General features: G+C 65.3%; 11 protein-coding genes. 8 read left to right on the forward strand and 3 right to left on the reverse strand.

Translation table 11 applies throughout. The annotated features are described in order from the left end of the window. Window positions 1-40: 40 nt before the first annotated feature. Both WG901_RS19895 and WG901_RS19900 read right to left on the reverse strand, forming a co-directional pair. Complete coding sequence (locus WG901_RS19895) at window positions 41-1,255, reverse strand: NAD(P)/FAD-dependent oxidoreductase (protein ID WP_339588870.1); 1,215 nt, start codon at window positions 1,253-1,255, stop codon at window positions 41-43. 6 nt (window positions 1,256-1,261) lie between these two features. Further along, window positions 1,262-3,385: a catalase gene (locus tag WG901_RS19900; RefSeq protein WP_339588871.1), complete on the reverse strand. Its 2,124-nt coding sequence runs from the start codon at window positions 3,383-3,385 to the stop codon at window positions 1,262-1,264. 718 nt (window positions 3,386-4,103) lie between these two features. On the opposite strand from WG901_RS19900, the gene WG901_RS19905 reads away from it, so the two are divergent. The 6 genes from WG901_RS19905 to WG901_RS19930 all read left to right on the forward strand — a co-directional run bounded on the left by WG901_RS19905 (window position 4,104) and on the right by WG901_RS19930 (window position 16,662). Then, window positions 4,104-6,527: a TonB-dependent receptor gene (locus WG901_RS19905; protein ID WP_339588872.1), complete on the forward strand. Its 2,424-nt coding sequence runs from the start codon at window positions 4,104-4,106 to the stop codon at window positions 6,525-6,527. A gap of 111 nt (window positions 6,528-6,638) precedes the next feature. Continuing rightward, window positions 6,639-8,294 carry an arylsulfatase gene (locus tag WG901_RS19910; RefSeq protein ID WP_339588873.1) on the forward strand — a complete coding sequence of 552 codons (1,656 nt, stop codon included), beginning with the start codon at window positions 6,639-6,641 and terminating at the stop codon, window positions 8,292-8,294. 40 nt (window positions 8,295-8,334) lie between these two features. Then, window positions 8,335-10,686: an arylsulfatase gene (locus WG901_RS19915; protein ID WP_339588874.1), complete on the forward strand. Its 2,352-nt coding sequence runs from the start codon at window positions 8,335-8,337 to the stop codon at window positions 10,684-10,686. Window positions 10,687-10,918: 232 nt separating this feature from the next. Continuing rightward, window positions 10,919-11,827, forward strand: coding sequence for an ABC transporter substrate-binding protein (locus WG901_RS19920; RefSeq protein ID WP_339588875.1), 909 nt, complete (start codon window positions 10,919-10,921; stop codon window positions 11,825-11,827). Next, the gene (locus WG901_RS19925) at window positions 11,824-14,124 is read left to right on the forward strand and encodes a molybdopterin-dependent oxidoreductase (RefSeq protein ID WP_339588876.1); all 2,301 of its coding nucleotides are present in this window, start codon (window positions 11,824-11,826) and stop codon (window positions 14,122-14,124) included. The genes WG901_RS19920 and WG901_RS19925 overlap by 4 nt, the downstream gene beginning before the upstream one ends. Before the next feature lie 297 nt (window positions 14,125-14,421). Continuing rightward, window positions 14,422-16,662: a TonB-dependent receptor gene (locus WG901_RS19930; RefSeq protein ID WP_339588877.1), complete on the forward strand. Its 2,241-nt coding sequence runs from the start codon at window positions 14,422-14,424 to the stop codon at window positions 16,660-16,662. 59 nt (window positions 16,663-16,721) lie between these two features. Here the strand turns inward: WG901_RS19930 and WG901_RS19935 are convergent, their stop codons facing one another. Then, the gene (locus tag WG901_RS19935; protein ID WP_339588878.1) at window positions 16,722-17,615 is read right to left on the reverse strand and encodes a LysR family transcriptional regulator; all 894 of its coding nucleotides are present in this window, start codon (window positions 17,613-17,615) and stop codon (window positions 16,722-16,724) included. A gap of 252 nt (window positions 17,616-17,867) precedes the next feature. Here WG901_RS19935 and paoA point away from each other — a divergent pair, with 252 nt between their 5' ends. Together paoA and WG901_RS19945 are read left to right on the forward strand one after the other, a co-directional pair. Beyond that, window positions 17,868-18,506: an aldehyde dehydrogenase iron-sulfur subunit PaoA gene (gene paoA, locus WG901_RS19940; protein ID WP_339588879.1), complete on the forward strand. Its 639-nt coding sequence runs from the start codon at window positions 17,868-17,870 to the stop codon at window positions 18,504-18,506. Further along, window positions 18,503-19,453 (forward strand): FAD binding domain-containing protein, encoded by a 951-nt coding sequence (locus WG901_RS19945; protein WP_339588880.1) that lies wholly within the window; start codon window positions 18,503-18,505, stop codon window positions 19,451-19,453. The genes paoA and WG901_RS19945 overlap by 4 nt, the downstream gene beginning before the upstream one ends. The last annotated feature ends 1 nt before the right edge of the window (window position 19,454 follow it).

The following is a 19,454-nucleotide window of genomic DNA, read 5'->3' on the forward strand; positions in this document are numbered from 1 at the left end:
CGAGCGCGGTTTCACGAGGAAACTCCGTGTTATCTCCGGCTCAGAACCGATAGGGATCGAAACAAGCCTCGTCAGGGTCGCGCTTGCCGCCCAGCGCGGCCGAAAGCAGTTCAGATGCCAAGGCGGAAAAGGCGATTCCGTTTCCGCCGAAGCCAGCGGCAAGCCACACATTTTCCATGTTCGCTGCCTTGCCGATCGCGGGAAGGCCATCGGGTGACGTGCCGAAAGTCGCGGCCCAGGTCCGGTCGACGGTAATCTCGTGCCCCCCGAGCAGGGCTTGAAGCTTGGCAGTGATGAGCCCTGCCTTCGTCGGGAGTAGTTCATCGCGACGCAGCGGATCGCAAAGGTCTTCGTCCTCGCCACCGGCGATGATGCGGCCATCCGCATCCGCCCGCACATAGAGATAGGGATCGGCAGCTTCCCATATCATCGCGTTTTCGCGCCAGAGTGGTGCCACTCCGGGCGCCGTCGCGATAACGAAGGTCGAGATCAGCTTGAATGCCGGAGGAAGGAAAAGCTCGGCCTTTTCGTAGCCGGTCGCCAGAACGACGTGGCGCGCCACGATCTCTGCTCCGCCTTCGAGTGACACACAGGCGCCCGCCGACGTCCGCGCGATACTCGCCACGTTTTGCGGGTAGCAGAGGACCGCGCCGCGCTGGCGAGCGCGTTCGAGAAGACCGCGGCAGGTCTTGACCGGATCCAGTGCGAAGCCATCGGCGGACACGATCGAAGCCCGGGGTTCAATGTCGAAACGCTCGGCCGTCGCCCGCGCGTCGAGAAAACGGCTTGGCAGGCCATTCCGACCGTGCAGCGCCGCCTCGCGTTCGAGGCCCGCCGCGTCGAGTTCTGGTCCCTCGAGATAGACCGTGGGACATGCCAGCCGTCCACTGTCGATTTGCAGGCGATCGAGCCGCTCGCCGAAGCGCGCGACCGCCTCGTGCACGCGTGTCCACCGTCGCGTCGCTTCCGCTTCGCCCAGACGGTCGGCCAGCTCGGATAGCGGAACGTCCATGGCCCACATGATCTGCGCGGTCGAAGCGGCGGTACTTCCGAGGCCGGGCGACCGCCGATCGAGCACGACGACCGAGTGGCCATCGGCAGACAGCCGCTCAGCCAGGATCGCACCCGTGATCCCGCTGCCGACGATGGCCACGTCGCAGCCCGACCGCGGCAGGTCGTCCGCGGCGGGCATGTTCCAGGTTGCGTCATCCCACGGCGTGTCTCCCGTGCGCAGATCGAGCCTTTCGGTCAGCATGCCGGATCAGGCCAGCATGCGCACCTTGGGTTCGCGATCCCAATGTCGTGCCGGTGCGATCTTGGCGAAACTCTCGATCGGCACGACACCCTCGTCCGGTTCGACCCCGGCCTTGTCGAGGATGACCTGCGTGCCCGGGCAATGACCGATCGTCTTGCAATGACCAAAGGCGTCCATGAACCACTGCACGGCCGCGCCATCGCGCGCGAGCTGTTCGGCCTGGTCAGGCATGAGGATCGAAGCGATCGCGTCGAACAACACCGAAGGCGATCCTGCGAGCTGGCCGTCGGCCTTGAGCGTGCCGCCCTTGAGCTTGAGCTCGCCGATCTTGGGCGCGACCAGGAACACCGTGCCGCCCGCCTTCTCGATCTCCCCCTTGAGCTTGTCGATCATCGCCTTGTCCGAACCTTCGGCGAAGAGAAGCCCGACCTTGCGACCCGTCAGCGGCGGCTGGCCTTGCCCGACGATCGACAAAGCCGGGCTCGGCTTCATATCGATCGGACCCTTCGCCGCCGGCGCCGCCTTGGGCAGCGGCATCGCGAGCCCGTCTGCGACGCGCTGCGCAAGATCCTCGTCGATATTGCGCAAGCGCGAAAGCACGCGCGTGCGGACATGTTCGAGCGCGACCTTCGACAGCTCGAAGGTCAAGGCGCTGGCGATATGTGCCTGCTCTATCTCGGTCTGCGAGCGGTAGAACAGCCGCGCGTGGCTGTAGTGGTCCGCGAAGAGTTCAGGCCGGATGCGCAGCTTGTCGCCACCGTCGTTGCGCTCGTCATTGATCGTGAGGCTGGTAAAGCCGGTCTCCGGGCATTCGCGCGGGCCACCGGGTTCGCCGATTTCGGACAGGCTGTTGGGCTCGTAGTTGGCGCGGCCCTTGGGCACCTGCGTCTGCATGTGCCCGTCGCGCTGGAAATTGTGCATCGGGCACTTGGGCGCGTTGATCGGCAGCTGGTGGAAATTGGTGCTGCCCAGGCGCTTGAGCTGGGTGTCGAGATAGGAGAACAGTCGGCCCTGGAGCAGCGGGTCGTTCGAGAAGTCGATGCCGGGCACGACATTGGCCGGACAGAAGGCGACCTGCTCGGTCTCGGCAAAGAAGTTGTCGGGATTACGGTTCAAGGTCATGCGACCGACGATCTCGACCGGGATCAGTTCCTCCGGGATCAGCTTGGTCGCGTCGAGCACGTCGAAGTCCTGCTTCACCGCCCAAGCCTCATCGAAGACCTGCAAGCCAAGGTCCCAAGCCGGAAAATCGCCCGCAGCGATCGCCTCGAACAGGTCGCGGCGATGGAAATCGGGATCGGCGCCGGCGATCTTCACGGCCTCGTCCCAAGTGGTCGATTGGAGACCGAGCACGGGCTTCCAGTGAAACTTGACGAACTTGTGCTCGCCCTTGGCGTTAATCAGCCGGAAGGTGTTGACCCCGAAGCCCTCGATAGTGCGCAGCGAACGCGGGATCGTGCGATCGGACATGGCCCACATGATCATGTGCATGGTCTCGGGCATCAGCGAGACGAAGTCCCAGAAGGTATCGTGTGCCGAGGCCGCCTGCGGATAGCCGCGATCGGACTCCATTTTCACCGCGTGAACCAGATCGGGGAACTTCATCGCATCCTGGATGAAGAACACCGGGATGTTGTTCCCGACCAGATCCCAGTTGCCTTCCTCGGTGTAGAACTTGACCGCGAAGCCGCGCACGTCGCGCGGCGTATCGACCGAACCGGCTCCACCCGCCACAGTCGAGAAGCGGGTGAACAGCGGAGTCTGCTTGCCAATCTCCTGGAACGGTGCCGCCTTGGTGAGTTCTGGGATCGCCTTCGTGCATTCGAACACGCCGTGCGCAGCCGAACCGCGCGCGTGGACGATACGCTCGGGGATACGCTCGTGATCGAAGTGGAAGATCTTCTCGCGCAGAACGAAATCCTCGAGCAAGGTCGGCCCGCGCGCACCGGCCTTGAGGCTGTTCTGGTTGTCGCTGACACGAATGCCCTGGTTGGTTGTCAGGTGCGCATCTGCATCGCGATGGCCGCCGTCATGCGGAATATGCTGGTGGGTCTCGCCGCCGTTGCCGAGGCTGGCGTCGCGCGCCGCAGCAGGGGCTTGCTGGGATTGGGGCTTGGGCGTCTTGGCCATGGGGCATCTCCTCGGGAAGTCCGCATAGAAGAGCCCCGGAAGACCACCGGTTCCCACTGATCTGATCTATCCAAATGAAATTGAGCAGCTTTCGTCGGCAAGCGATCCCGTTAGTCTTCGGAGGCCCGCTGTTTCGCCGCTTCTGCGCGATATACAGCCAAGCTCCGCTTGCTGTTTCCATGCGCAAACATCGGCTTTGTTCGCATGCTAAGCACCGCATGCCTATCGGCGCTTGCCCCTCCGAAAGAAAACCTTGGCTTGACCCAACCATAGTCAACCCAATAAGTAGACTTTACACCGCACGGATCGGGAGGCCAGGCCCGCCGTGCAATTCCGGTACCTGGTCCGCGGCTTTTGATCGGGAAGCAGCTTGCTCCGCGTTACCAACAGCTAAAGCGCGCGATGCTTCGGGCGACAACGCCAGGCCTCGTGTTCCCTCCACGATGAGAGGTGATGCGATGCGCATGTGTTTCAGCATGAAATAGCACGGGGGCGGGACGCGGCGCGATGCGCGCGACCAGGCTGGCGCCGAACGGGCCTGCAGGTTTGCCCTCCACCGTTCCCCGCGGCCGTCCGCGCGACGCGCCGCGTCCCGTAATCCTATCCCTTCGCAAGATGCGCGCCACCAGCGCGCTGTTTTCCCATGCCCGTTGGCCGAGCGGCATCCTCCGCAGGCCTGAGAGGCTTGCCCTTTTTCTTCAGCTCAGGAACTTCGCACTTGTCTTATTCGTCACGCACGCTCCGCCATCTCGCCCTTGCCTCGAGCGGCCTTGCCCTCTTCGCTTCCGCCCTGACCGCCAATGCGGCCGAGGCCCATGAAGACGAGGCATCGACCGCCATCGCCGACGAGGCCGCCGACGCCGCGGGCGGCGCAGCGATCGTCGTTACCGGTTCGCGCCGGCGTGAAGAAAAGGCGCAGGACGTACCGATCGCGCTCAGCGTAGTCAGCGCTGCCTCGCTCGAACGGCGCGGCGACTATACGCTCGGCCAGATCCAGCAGCAGGTGCCCAGCCTGCAGGTGTTCAGCTTCAATCCGCGCAACACCAACATCAACATCCGCGGCCTGGGCAGCAACGTCGCCCTGACCAACGACGGGCTCGAGAACGGCGTCGGTTTCTACATCGACAACGTCTATTACGGCCGCGTCGGCCTTTCGCAGTTCGACCTCGTCGATCTCCAGCAGATCGAGGTCCTGCGCGGCCCGCAGGGCACGCTGTTCGGCAAGAACACCACTTCGGGCGTGATCAACATCACCAGCCGCAAGCCCAGCTTCGATCCCGAACTCTCGGCCGAGGCTTCGGTCGGCGACTATGGCTACTACCAGGTCCGCGGCTCGGCCTCGGCGCCGTTGATCTCGGACCTGCTCGCGGTGCGCGTCAGCGGCGCGCTCACCGAGCGGCGCGGTTTCCTCTACAACATCACCCAGAAGGAACGCGCGCAGGACTACTACAACGCCAGTGTGCGCGGCCAATTGCTGTTCACGCCGAGCAGCGACGTCGAAGTCCGGATCATCGGCGACTATTCGAAGCAGCGCCAGAACTTCGTGATGAACCTGTTCACCGAAAACCACACGACCTACGAGAACGGCGCGGTCATTCCGAACAACCTGCTCGACCGCCTCGCTCGCTTCTCCAACTCGATCGTGCCGAGCTTCAATGCCTTCGATCGGATCGGCCAGGCGGATGGCCACTACCAGTCGAACATGGACGGCTACGGCGTTTCGGGCCAGCTCGACTGGGATCTCGGCGGCTCCAAGCTGACCGCGATCACCGCCTATCGCTGGTGGGACTGGAACCCCGCCAACGACGGCGATTCGACGCTCCACCCAGTGATCACCAAAGCGCAGCAGTCGAACCGCCAGCGCCAGTTCAGCCAGGAAATTCGGCTCGCTTCGGACGGTGACGGCCCGCTGAGCTACGTCGTCGGCGGCTACTATTTCTGGCAGATCATCCGCGGCTACGGCAAGTCGGCCTATGGCCCGGCCGCCGGCCTGTGGAACCGCGCGCCCGGCGCGGCGGTACCACTCGCGGCCTGGGACTTGGCGCTCGACGGGTTCGAGGCGAATTCGACTTCTGATCCCCGGACCAAGTCGCTCGCCGCCTTCGGCCAGCTGGACTGGAAGATCACCGAGGCGCTGACCCTGACCGGCGGCCTGCGCTATACGCACGAGAAGAAGGACGGCTCCTACAATCAGTGGTGGGTGACGGGCCGCGATCTCGCGTCCGTGCCGGCGTTGACCGCCGCCGCGACCGCGATCCGCAGCCAGTTCAACCCGATCGTCAGCTATTCGACCGCCTTCTCGGACGACAGCGTCTCGGGCCTCGTCTCGTTGAGCTGGAAGATCGCGCCGCAGGTTCTGCTCTACGGCAGCTACTCGCGCGGCAACAAGTCGGGTGGCATCAACCTGACCAACCTGCCCACCGGCTTTACCGCAGCACAGGCCCGGGTTGCCCCGGAGAAGGTCGACGCCTTCGAACTCGGCTTCAAGTCGCAGTTCCTCGACAACCGCGTGACCTTCAACGGCGCGCTCTACCAGACCGATATCAGCGACTATCAGACCTCGATCACCGAACAGATCGCCAACACGGTCAACTACCGTCAGTACATCACCAACATCCCCAAGGTGCGTTCGCGCGGGTTCGAGGCCGACCTGAACGTCGCGCCTGTCGAGTACTTCAGCTTCAACGCCTCGATCGCCTATGCCGATGCGAAGTACATCGATTTCAAGAACGCACCGCAGGCGCCCGAACGGCTGAACATCTCGCAGATCCAAGACCTTTCGGGCGCGCCGCTCGCGGGCGTGCCGAAGTTCACCTACACCCTGGGTGCCGACGCCAACCTGCCGCTGGGCGAACTCGGCGGACGTGAGCTCACGCTCTACGGCCATGCCGACTATTCACACCGCTCGTCGTTCAACACCTCGTCGAGCAATTCGGCTTGGGCGCAGATCCCGGCCTTCGGCCTGGCCAACGCGCGCATCGGCCTGCGCACCGATGACGGGCTGATCGACGTCTCGTTCTGGGTGAAGAACCTGTTCGACAAGGACTACTACCTGAGCCTCTCGCCGGGCAACACCGGCGCCGTCACAGGCCAGGTCGGCGAGCCACGCACGCTCGGTGTCACGCTGCGCACCAAGCTCTGATGGTCCTGCGAAGAGGCTGATTTTCTGTCCCTTCTGCCCCTTCACAAACTCCCGCGTCCCGGCGCCCAAGCCGGGACGCGGCCTTTCCCAGCTCTCCGCGAAAGCAGACCGATGAAGCATGTTCTCCGCAACGCCGTCCTGGCCGCCACACTCCTGGCGAGCACCAGCGCCCCGGCCTTGGCCGAAGCTGCCAAGCGCCCCAACTTCCTGGTAATCGTCGCCGACGATCTCGGCTTCTCGGACATCGGCGCTTTCGGCGGTGAGATCGCGACGCCCAACCTCGACAAGCTGGCGTTGCAGGGCGTGCGGCTGACCGATTTCCACACGGCCCCAACCTGCTCGCCGACGCGCTCGATGTTGCTCACCGGCAGCGACAGCCACGTCGCCGGCCTTGGCTCGATGGCCGAGGGCATGGCTGCCAACCAGAGGGGCAAGCCCGGGCACGAAGGCTACCTGCGAAGCGACGTGGCAACCGTGGCCGAGCGACTGTCGACTGGCGGCTATCGCACCTTGTTCTCGGGCAAGTGGCACCTCGGCCTCAAGCCCGACCAGGATCCGCACGCGCGCGGCTTCCGGCAAAGCTTCGCCCTGCTCCACGGCGGCCACAACCATTTCGGCCTGGGCCTCTCGGTCGATCCAGCCAAGGGCTACACCTATTCGCAGGACGGCCAGGTTATCTCGAGCCTGCCCGCGACCTTCTACTCGTCCGACTATTTCGCCGATCGGCTTATCGACCAGCTTCAGACGGCCAAGCAACCGTCGGAAAGCAGCAAACCCTTTTTCGCACTGCTGACCTTCACCGCCCCGCATTGGCCGCTGCAGGCACCGGCGGCCGACATCGCGCGCTATCGCGGCCGCTATGACGAAGGCTTCGACGTGCTACGCGCCCGCCGGCTCAAGCGGCAGGAAGAGCTCGGCCTGGTCGCGCCGGGCACACTCGCCCATTCGGTCAAGGCGCCTGCGGGCGGCTGGGATGCGCTGACGGCCGAGCAGAAGCGAAACGCCAGCCGCGACATGGAGATCTACGCCGCGATGGTCGATCGCCTCGACCAGAATGTCGGCCGCGTCATCGAGACGCTGCGCAAGACGGGCGAGCTCGACAACACGATCGTCCTGTTCCTTGCCGACAACGGTGCCGAAGGGCTCGACGGCGAGACGACCGGCAAACAGCTGCTCGGCGCGCGCATTGCCGAGGCCGACAACAGCTTTGACAACCGCGGCGCGGCGAGCTCCTACGTCACCTATGGCCCCGGCTGGGCGCAGGCCGCCACGGCCCCGCGCTGGCTGATCAAGGGCTATGCGACCGAGGGCGGCACAAGGACGGTCTCGTTCATCAACGCCCCGGGCGCTGCCCGGCAGGGTCAGGTCGCGGGCGCCTTCACCCACGTCACCGACGTGGTGCCGACGATCCTCGACTTCGCCGGCGTCAGCCCGCGCGCCAAGAGCGCCACGGGCGAAGCGCTCAAGCCGATCACCGGCCACAGCTGGCGGCCCTATCTCGAAGCGAAGGCGCCTACGGTCTATGCCGCGGACGAGAGCCTAGGCACCGAGCTGTTCGGCTCGCGCTCGCTGCGCCAGGGCGACTGGAAGATCACCGACATCGGCGACGGCACCTGGCGCCTGTTCGATCTCGCCCGCGATCCGGGCGAAACGCAGGACCTATCGAGCCAGGACCCGCAGCGGCTCAAGGCGCTGTCCGAGCGCTGGCAGGCCTATGCGCAGCGCGTCGGCGTGATCATCCCCGACGGTGCTTCATACCGCCCATAAGCGACCAACTGCCCACCAAGCCCCTCTCGGGAGATACCCCATGACTCGCCTGTCACTTGCCGTGGTGCTGCTCTGTGCTTCGGCGCTCGCCACTCCCTCGATCGCCCAGGAGGCCCCCGGCGGGGTCGAAGGCTTCACCGGCAAGCTCGGGCCGACGATGGCGCAGTCGATCCCGGCCTTTCCCAAGCCGCCCGAGGCGCCGAAGGCCGCGCCCAACGTCCTGCTGATCCTGCTCGACGACGTCGGCTTCGCCGCGACCTCGACCTTCGGCGGCGGGGCGCGCACGCCGCATCTCGACGGGCTGGCGGCGAACGGTCTGCGCTACAACCGCTTCCACACCACGGCGATCTGTTCGCCGACGCGCGCGGCGCTGCTGACGGGGCGCAACCACCACCAGGTCGGCTTCGGCAACCTGGCCGACGTCGCCGCGGGCTTCCCCGCCTACAATTCGAACTGGAAGCGCAAAACCGCCTCGATCGCGCGCATCCTCCAGCTCAACGGCTATTCGACAGCGGCGATCGGCAAGTGGCACAATACGCCGCGCTGGGAAGTAACCGCCGCGGGGCCGTTCGACCGCTGGCCGACGCGGCTCGGCTTCGATCATTTCTATGGTTTCCAGGGGGGCGAGGACAACCAGTGGGAGCCGCACCTCTACAACGACACCACGCCGATCGAACCGCCGGCGACGCCCGAGCAGGGCTATCACCTGACCACCGACCTCGTCGACAAGACCGTCGCCTGGGTCGACGATCACGCCGCCGTCGCGGCGAAGAAGCCCTATTTCGTCTACTTCGCGCCCGGCGCGACGCACACCCCGCACCACGTCTCTCAGGAATGGATCGCGCGCAACAAGGGCCGCTTCGACGGCGGCTGGGACCGGTACCGCGAGGAAGCCTTCGCCCGCCAGAAGCGGCTCGGCGTCGTCCCCGCCGATACCAAGCTGACCCCGCGCCCCGAGGGCCTGCCCGCCTGGTCGAGCTTGTCCGACGACGAGCGCCGGCTCTATGCGCGACAGATGGAGGTGTTCTCGGCCTTCCTCGAGGAAACCGATGCCGAAGTCGGGCGACTCGTCGAGACGCTGCGCGCGCGGCCGGGCGGCGAGAACCTGCTCGTGCTCTACGTCGTCGGTGACAACGGCGGCAGCGCCGAAGGCGGTGTGCAAGGTTCGATCGCCAATGAAGGTGGGTCGGCCAGCGGCGCCCCACACGATGTCGCGACACAGCTCGCCAATATCGACAAGTTCGGTGGCCCTGAACTGTCCAACCACTTCTCGGCCGGCTGGGCCTGGACGACGACCACGCCGTTCCAGTGGGTCAAACAGGCCGCCTCGCACTTCGGCGGTACGCGTAACCCGCTGATCGTCAACTGGCCCGGCCACACCGCACAGCCCGGCAAGGTCCGCTCGCAGTTCGGCCACGTCAACGACATCGCCCCGACCATCCTCGACGCCGCCGGCATCGGCTTCCCCGAGGAAGTCGACGGCGTTCGCCAGGTGCCCTTCGAGGGCAAGAGCCTGGTCGCGAGCTTCACCAATCCGGCCGCACCCGAGAAACACACCGAGCAGTATTTCGAGATCTTCGGAAACCGCGCGATCTACAAGGACGGCTGGGTCGCCGCGGCCAAGCGCAAGTTCGCCCCCTGGCAACTGCTCGAGAACCTGCCCCGCGCCTTCGGCGACGACACCGCGACCGATCGCTGGGAACTCTACAACGTCGCCAAGGACTTCAGCGAGGCCAACGACCTGGCTCAGACGAATCCCGCGAAGCTCGAAGAGCTGAAGGCCGAATTCGTCCGCGAAGGACAGCGCAACGGCGTGTTTCCGCTGCTGCCGATCCCGCTGAACGCCCCGGCTATAGTCGATACCGCGCGGCGCAGCTTCACGTTCCGCCCGGACATCGGTCCGTTGCAAGCCACCGCCTTGCCCGATCTCGGCGGACAGGCGCACCGCTTCGAAGTCGACATCAAGGACGGCGCCTCAACCGGCAGCGGCGCCCTGATCGCGCAGGGCGGCCGGCTCGGCGGTTTCGTGCTCTATACCAGCGAGGGGCGCCTGGTGTTCGAGAACAATGCCTTCGGCCAGAAGCGCGACCGCGTCGTTTCCAGTGTTGCCCTGCCCGCCGGCGCGGCCAAGGTCGGTTTCGAGTTCACGCCGGCAGCAGGCGGAGTTCCGCGTTTGCCGATCTTCAGCAAGCCGGCAGCGGGCACGGTACGACTGTTCGTCGATGGCAAGCAGGTCGGCGCGGTGGCGGTCCAGCAATATCCGACCAGCGTCGGTTCCTTCGCCGAAAGCTTCGACATCGGACGCGATCGTGGCTCGCCCGTCAGCGGGGACGAAGCCGCCCGCCGCCCCTATTCGGGAAGTCTCGGCGAAGTACGGCTCGAACTCAAATGACGATACGGACCAGGGGGCAACGCGCCTCGTCCGCCCGTCCAAGTACATCGGCGATGTGTCGTTTCGCCCGGCCTATCGCCAGTGCCAAAGCCGTTATGAGCAGCCCTCGTTTCCACTGCACCCAGGCCCTGCCCTAGGAGCTAGGCGTTCCATCAAACATCGCGGCTGAGTTCCAATGGCATATGGCAAGACTGGCTTCCCGTCTCTTGATCGAAGGTCTGCGCTGGCTTTGATGGCAAGCGCGGCGCTCGCGAGCTGCGGCAAGGCGGGTCCGAGTTCCGGCGACCGGTCCGGCAAGCTGTTCGCCGGGGATCAGCGCGGCGGATCGCGCATCGTCCTGGAAGGGGCCGGCAAACTTGCCGGCACGCCTTACGAGATCGTCTGGTCGCAGTTTCCCAATGCCGCGCCCTTGCTCGAGGCCTTGAACGCGGGCGCGATCGACACCGGCATCGGCGGCGATTCCGCGTTCATCTTTGCGATCGGATCGGGCGCGACGATCAAGGCGATCGGGGCGCAGGAAACGACAGGCCTCGGCCCCGTCATCGTGGTGCGGGGGGATTCCCCGATCCGGGATCTTGGCGGCCTTGCCGGCAAGACCATCGCCACGCCGCGGGGCTCGATCAGTCACAACCACGTTCTTGCGGTGCTGGAGGCCTACGACCAGCCTTACGACGCGGTCCGCTTCGCATTCCTCACCCCGTCTGACGGGCGCGCCGCACTGCATAGCGGAGCAGTAGACGCCTGGGCCATATGGGACCCCAACGCGGCGCTCGCCGAAAGGGAGGGCGCCCGCATTCTGAAAGGCAAGCAGGACCTGGTGCCCGGTTACAGCTTCATGTTCGCGCGCGATGGCGCGATCGCCGAGAAGCGCGCCTTGTTGAAGGACTATCACGACCGGCTCTACACGGGCTGGCAATGGGCTCACGAGAACGAACCCGGCTATCGCCAGCTCATGCACCGCGACACGGGACTGCCGCTCGACATCCTGGCGATCACAACGGGCCGCTCGGACCGGCAACCCGTGCCGATCGACGATGCAGTGATCGCCGCCGAACAGCAAACCGCCGATCGATATCTTCGCGCGGGCGTCCTCGCCAAGCGGGTCGAGGTAAGCACCGGCTTCGACCGGAGCTTCGCATGAGCGAGAGCCATTTCAGCGCAGCGCATTGGGGTGTCTACGAGGTAACGCCGTCGCATGTGGGAGAGGCACCCTCGCTGACCTCGCTTTCCTCGGATCCCGATCCCAATCCTATCGGGCTGGATCAGCTCGATCCCTCTGTCACGCGCCTGCGCGTCCGCCGCCCCGCAGTGCGTCGCGGCTGGCTGGACCATGGCCCTGGGCGCAACGAAGGCCGCGGCGAAGAGCCTTTCGTCGAGGTCGATTGGGATACGGCGCTAGACCTCACTGCGTCCGAGATCGCGCGTGTGCGTGATCAGCACGGCAACGAGGCCATCTTCGGCGGCTCCTACGGCTGGGCCAGCGCCGGCCGTTTCCATCACGCCGTCGGGCAATTGCATCGGTTCTACAACCACATCGGCGGCTATGTGCGCAGCGTCGACAGCTACAGCCTTGGCGCGGGACGCGTGCTGATGCCGCACATCGTCGCCAATATGGACGAGAGCAACGCCTCGCACACGAGTTGGGACGTGCTTGAAAAGCATACCGAGCTGTTCGTGGGCTTCGGCGGCGTGCCGCTCAAGAACACGCGCGTATCGTCGAGCGGGGCTGGCCGGCACCGCGCGCGTGGCGGCCTGCGTCGGCTGCGCGAGGCCGGCGCGCGGATCATCAACATCGGGCCCGTCGGCGACAACCTGGGCGATGGCGATGCCGGCGAGTGGATCCCGATCCCGCCCAATACCGATACGGCGATGATCCTGGCGCTCGCCTGGGTCGTGCTCCACGATCCCCGCTTCGATCGCGGGTTCCTCGACAGCCACACCGTCGGCTTCGATCGCTTTCGGGCCTATCTCGTGGGCAAGGTCGACGGCGTCGCCAAGACCCCCGCCTGGGCCGAGCAGATCACGACCGTACCCGCCGAACGCATCGCCGCGCTGGGCAGCGACCTGCTTTCGTATCGCACCATGCTCAACGCCGCCTGGGCCCTGCAACGCGCGGCCCATGGCGAGCAGCCGTTCTGGGCGCTCGTCGCGCTGGCGGCCATGGTCGGGCAGATCGGCTTGCCCGGCGGCGGCTATGGCATCGGCTACGGCGCGATGAACGTCATGGGCAGCAGCCATCCGCGCCTGCCCAGCCCGGTCATGCCGCAGGGTACCAACCCCGTACGCGCCTTCATTCCCTGCGCGCGCCTGTCCGACATGCTGCTCCATCCCGGAGAGGAGTTCCGCTACAACGGCGGCGTTCATACCTATCCGGATATCCGGCTGGTCCACTGGGCGGGCGGCAATCCGTTTCATCATCACCAGGACCTGGGGCGCCTGCGCAAGGCCTGGGCGAAGCCCGATACGGTCATCGTCAACGAGCAATACTGGAACCCGGTCGCCCGGCATGCCGACATCGTCCTGCCGGCGACGACGAGCCTAGAACGCGACGACATCGGCTTCGCCACGCGCGAGGGTCTCTACATCGCCATGCGCCAAGCCATGCCGCCCATCGGCGAAGCGCGCGACGATTTCGCGATCTTCGCCGATCTCGCCCAGCGGCTCGGGGTCAACGAGGACTTTACCGAAGGGCTCGACCCGCGTGGCTGGCTCGCTCGCATCTACGAGGAAAGCCGCCGCAAGGTGGCCGCCCAAGGGATCGACCTGCCCGACTTCGAACGGTTCTGGGACGATGGCCTGATAGATCTGTCGCCGCATGATGCGCCGCACGTCATGCACGCCGATTTCCGCCGCGATCCGATCGCCCATCAACTGGCCACGCCGTCGGGCAAGATCGAGATATTCTCGGAACGCATCGCGGGCTGGCAACTGCCCGATTGTCCGGGCCATCCGGTCTGGCTCGAACCCTACGAATGGCTGGGGCACGAGCTAGCCGATCGCTACCCTTTCCACCTGCTGTCGGACCAACCCGAACGCCGACTTCACGGTCAACTCGATCCGACGCCGTACAGCCGTGCCGGCAAGATCGCCGGACGCGAACCTGTCCATCTCAATCGTACGGATGCCGCAAAGCTTGGCATCGCCGATGGTGACGTCGTCGAACTGTTCAACGATCGCGGTCGCTGCCTGGCCGGAGCGCGGCTGAGCGACGCTATCATGCCAGGCGTGGCCCGGCTCGCGACCGGCGCGTGGTTCGATCCGGAGGGAGACCTCGATCGCCACGGCAACCCCAACACGCTGACGCTCGACCGGGCGGCATCAAGCCTTTCGCAAGGCTGCGCGGCGCAGACCTGCTTGGTGGGCATCCGGCGGTTCGAGGGCGAGCCTCCGCCGGTGGGTGCGTTCGACCGCCCGCACTTCCAGCTGAAGGTTGAATAGATATATTTCCAAAGTAAATGTTTGAAGAACTGGCGTCGCTATAAGATCAACTCGATTGTTCGAGCCGGCATGTCCAACGAAAGAGCCATATCGGGCAGCTTTCATCTGGACATACTCATGATCTTCACACGATTTCTAGGACCGTCGCCGCGCATCCTGGCGTCTTCGATTGCACTTGCGACAGCGCTCGCAAGTCACCCGGCCTTCGCCGCAGAGGCAAATGAAATCGCAGCCGATAGCGCTCCGGTCGGCGATATCGTAGTCACCGCCCGTTATCGCAACGAGAGCGCGCAACGCGTGCCGATCGCCATCACCGCGCTGCCCGGCGAGCAGATTTCGCAGCAGGGCGCGTTCAATCTCAAGCAGGTCGTGCAGCAGCTTCCCAGCCTCAACATCCAGGGCTTCAGCGGACGCAATCAGACGATCACCATCCGCGGCATCGGCACCAATTCGGGCGGCACCAACGACGGTCTCGAGCAGGGCGTCGGTATCTACGTGGACGGGGTCTACCGGCCGCGCACGGGCTCCGTCATCACAGATCTCGTCGACATCGAGAGTATCCAGCTCCTGCGTGGGCCCCAAGGTACGCTGTTCGGCAAGAACACCGTTGCGGGCGCCATCGACATCCGCACGCGCGAGCCGATCTTCGCCACGGAAGTCCGCGGGGAAGCGACCTATGGCAACCGCGACTATTTCCGCGGCAACCTGAGCCTGAACGCCGCGCTGAACGATCACCTGGCCTTTCGCGCGACCTATCAGCGGACCACGCGCGGCGGCATCATCCGCAACACGCGGTACAATCAGGACTGGGACAACCTCGACAATCACTCGGCGCGGTTCGACCTGCTGTGGAAGCCCGACGATCGCTTCAAGCTCCGCTTCATCGCCGACTACAGCATCCAGAAGGGCGATGTCGGCTTCCAGTCGATCGGCAACGTCCTGCCCACGGTGCTCGGCAACGGCACCGAAGTACGCGGCTTCTATCGCCGGGCAGCCGATGTCGGCTATGTGCCCGGCTCGGTCGATCCGTTCGATCGCCAGACCGACATAGATTCCTCGCAGTACGACGAAATGCCGAGCTATGGCTTCCAGGCGCGGGCCGATTGGGACGCGGGGCCATTCACGCTCACCTCGATCACCGCCTATCGCAACTGGAAATGGGTCCCCAACTACGACGGCGACCAGTTCGGGGCGAACATCGTGGTCAACAGCGTGGTCGAAACCGACCAGCAGCAGTTCAGCCAGGAGTTGCGGCTCGCGTCGCCCGGCGGCGCCACGATCGATTACACCGCCGGTCTCTACTACTTCTGGCAGGAAGCCGACGATGCCTCGCGCCAGGTCTATGGCCGCGACGCGGTGGGCTGGCTAGTCACCGGCAATACGCCGACGGCCGTGCCAAACCGCATCACCAGCGGCGTCGGAGCCGGCCTCGTCCTGCCCGCTAACGCCCTGACGGGGCTCGAGGCCTATGCCCACGTCGTTCCGGCAACCAAGAGCTACGCCGCTTACGGCCAGGCCACCTGGAACCTGTCGCAGGTGCTCCATCTCACGGGCGGGCTGCGCTATACCTATGAGAGCAAGACCGGGCTCTACGACGCCAGTCTGAGAGGCAACGCCGCTCCGATCGAAAGCTTTCCGGCAGCGCTTCAGGCCGCGATCGCGGCACGCCGGGATTCGCTGGCACCGACCTCAAGCTACACAGCTAAGCGCAAGGTCGACAACGTTTCGGGTACTTTCGTGCTCGCCTACGACGTGACCGACGCGGTTCACACCTATGCGAGCTACTCGCGCGGCTACAAGTCGCCGGGCATCAATCTCGTCCGTCAGCAACCGGGCATCGACATCTTCGTCCGGCCGGAAAAGGTCGATGCCTTCGAGTTAGGCCTCAAGAGCCGCCTGTTCGACGGCGCTGCGGAATTCAACCTGGCACTGTTCTGGACCGAGGTGGACAACTACCAGGCCAACTTCGTCAACCGGGCCGTTACACCCAACGTCTCCTATATCGCGAACGTCGGCGGACTGCGCTCACGCGGTGTGGAGATCGACGCTCGCGCGACACCCACGGAAGGGCTGACTCTGACTTTCGCAGGCACGTTCAACGATGCGACATACCAGAACTACACCAATGCTCCGGCCCAATATCTGAACTCCTACCTCGCCGTTGTGGACCTTTCGGGACAGCGGGCCGCCGGCACGCCCAAGTGGTCGCTGTCAGGCTCGGCCGAATATGTTCGAACGGTCGGTTCCGCCGAGTTCTATGTGGGCGCTGACGCGAGCTATCGCTCGACGTTCAACGCGACGGTAAATCTCGATCCATTCGCGCAGATCCCGGGCTACGCCCTGTTCGGCGCGCATCTGGGCTTGCGGGATCCCGATGGTCGCTGGGACGTCTCGCTCTGGGCCCGCAACCTCTTCGACAAGGACTTTCTCAATACCGCATCGGTGAGCGGCGAGTACGGCGTCACGCTCGTCTCGCTGGGCGAACCCCGACTGTTCGGCGTGACGCTGCGCACTCGGCTCGGCAACGCACCGCGATAACATGGTGATCTCCGGCATGCGCTCTCTGTCGCGGGATGCATGCCGATCACTCCGCGGAGCTAGGCTCGTCGACGAAGCGCTTCCACGAGCAGCCTGAACGCTGCTGAAGGCTGACGCCGGCTCGCATAGTAGAGGTAGTATCCGGCGAACGGCGCGCACCAGTCTTCGAGCGCCCGCACCAGCCTGCCGTCCGCGATAGCCTCGGCAACCGCGTCTTCCATCACGAAGCCTAGACCGAGCCCGGCTTCGGCCGCCTCGGCGACCATCTCGATGTCGTTGAAGGCGAGTTGTCCGTCGACCCGAACCCGGATTCCGCGATCGGGCTGATCGAGTTCCCAGGCATAGAACCCGCCGGCCGTGCTGAGGCGCAGGTTGATGCAGTTGTGCGCAGCGAGATCCTGCGGCGTTCGCGGCGGCGGGTGCGCCGCGAAGTAGCCCGGCGAACCAACGACGGCCATGCGCAGTCCGGGCCCGATCGGCACCGCGATCATGTCCTTGGCGAGCGCTTCGCCCAGACGGATGCCGGCATCGAAGCGCTGGCTGACGATGTCGGCAAAGCCCGAGTTGACGTCGAGTTCGACGTGGATATCGGGATAGCGAGGCAGGAAGTCCTCGAGTACCGGCCACAGCACGGTCTTGATGGCGTGACGCGTCGCCGTGATCCGGATCGTGCCCGCCGGCTTGTCACGGAACTCGCTGAGCCCGGTCAGTTCGGCGTCGATGCTGTCGAGCGCGGGGCGCAGCGTGCCGAGCAGGCGCTCGCCGGCCTCCGTAGGCGCTACGCTGCGGGTCGTTCGCATCAGCAAGCGCACGCCGAGCCGGCTTTCGAGGCGCCGCATCGTATGGCTCAGCGTCGATTGCGAGGTGCCGAGTTTGGAGGCGGCACGGGTGAAGCTCTTCTCTTCGGCGACGACCATGAAAGCAGCCAGGTCGTTCAGCGCGTCGCGGTGCATTCATGAATGATAGACATAGCCGCGTGCGATTTCCATGGGCTAATCCCGTCGATCATTATCGCGTAGCTCGGCACATCGCCACCGATGCAAGCCCCAGGCACTCAGACATTCATGAACGGACTACATGATTTCATGCCATCGCAGGCATGAGATCAAAAGCGCTGCCCGTGCGTTGTATCCGTGGCAGCGAACGCCAACCTCTGCATCCGCTGGGCACGCCCCGGCAGTGCGGTGGAGCCTCAAAGGACTTTTATGGACGCCCATGACGGTTTTCCAACCTCGCGCCGCACAGTGCTGGTCGGCGGCATGACTTCGGCGGCAGCCGTTACGCTTCCGGCTGCGGCGGAAGCTCGGACGCGAGCGACATCTGCGCCGCCTCCGATGGCAAAGGTCTCGTTGACGGTCAACAAGCGGCCTCACGATCTCGAGGTCGATACCCGCACGACCCTGCTCGACCTGTTGCGTGAGCACCTGAAGCTCACGGGTACGAAGAAGGGCTGCGATCACGGCCAGTGCGGCGCTTGCACGGTGCTCGTGAATGGCACGCGGATCAATTCGTGCCTGTCGCTGGCGGTTCAGCATGTCGGCGACGAGGTCACCACGATCGAGGGCCTCGGAAACCCCGGAAAGCTCCATCGAATGCAGGCCGCCTTCGTCAAGCACGACGGCTATCAGTGCGGCTATTGCACGCCGGGCCAGATATGCTCGGCCGTGGCCGTGCTGCAGGAAATCGAAGCGGGGATTCCGAGCCACGTCCAGGCGGACATCGGCGCCAAGCCCAAAGCCACCAATGCCGAGATGCGCGAACGGATGAGCGGCAACCTGTGCCGCTGCGGGGCCTATTCGAACATTCTCGAGGCCATGACCGAAGTGGCGGGGAGCAAGGCATGAAAGCGTTCACTTACGAAAGAGCCACCTCGCCCGCCCAGGCCGCGGCGGCGGTCGCACGGCAGGCCGGTGCCAAGTTCCTCGCCGGCGGCACCAACCTGCTCGATCTGATGAAGCTCGAGATCGAGACCCCCCAGCATCTCGTCGACGTTCAGGATCTCAAGCTCGACACGATCGCTGCTACCGACAACGGCGGCCTGCGGATCGGCGCGCTCGTCACCAACACGACGTTGGCTGCCGACGCGCGGGTACGGCGCGATTACGCTGTCCTGACCCGCGCGATCGTCGCGGGTGCCAGCGGCCAGCTGCGCAACAAGGCGACGACGGCAGGAAACCTGCTCCAGCGCACGCGCTGCCCCTATTTCTACGACACCAACCAGGCCTGCAACAAGCGCAAGCCAGGTTCGGGCTGCGCGGCGCTCGGCGGCTACTCGCGCCAGCTCGCGATCATCGGCACCTCGGACCAGTGCATCGCGACCTACCCTGGCGATATGGCTGTCGCCCTGCGCGTGCTCGACGCCACGGTCGAAACCGTGGCCGCCGACGGCCGCACGCGTGCGATCCCGATCGCTGATTTCCACCGACTCCCCGGCGACAATCCGCAGCGCGATACCGCGCTTGAAGCCGGCGAACTCATCACCGCGGTCACCCTGCCCAAGCCGCTCGGCGGCCGGCACCTCTACCGCAAGGTTCGGGACCGCGCCTCCTATGCCTTCGCGCTCGTCTCGGTTGCCGCAGTGATCCAGCGTGACGGCACGGGCCGCGTCGCTTTCGGCGGCGTGGCGCCCAGACCCTGGCGAATAGAAGCCGCCGAAGCCGCGCTTCCCGACGGTGCGCGGGCGGTCGCCCCCCGCGTTTTTGCCGAGGCCCGTCCGACCGAGGACAACCGGTTCAAGATCCCGCTGGCCGAGCGCACGCTCGCCGCGGTGATTGCGCAAGCGAAAGCCTAAA

The organism is Novosphingobium anseongense (assembly GCF_037482895.1).
GTDB lineage: Bacteria > Pseudomonadota > Alphaproteobacteria > Sphingomonadales > Sphingomonadaceae > Novosphingobium > Novosphingobium anseongense.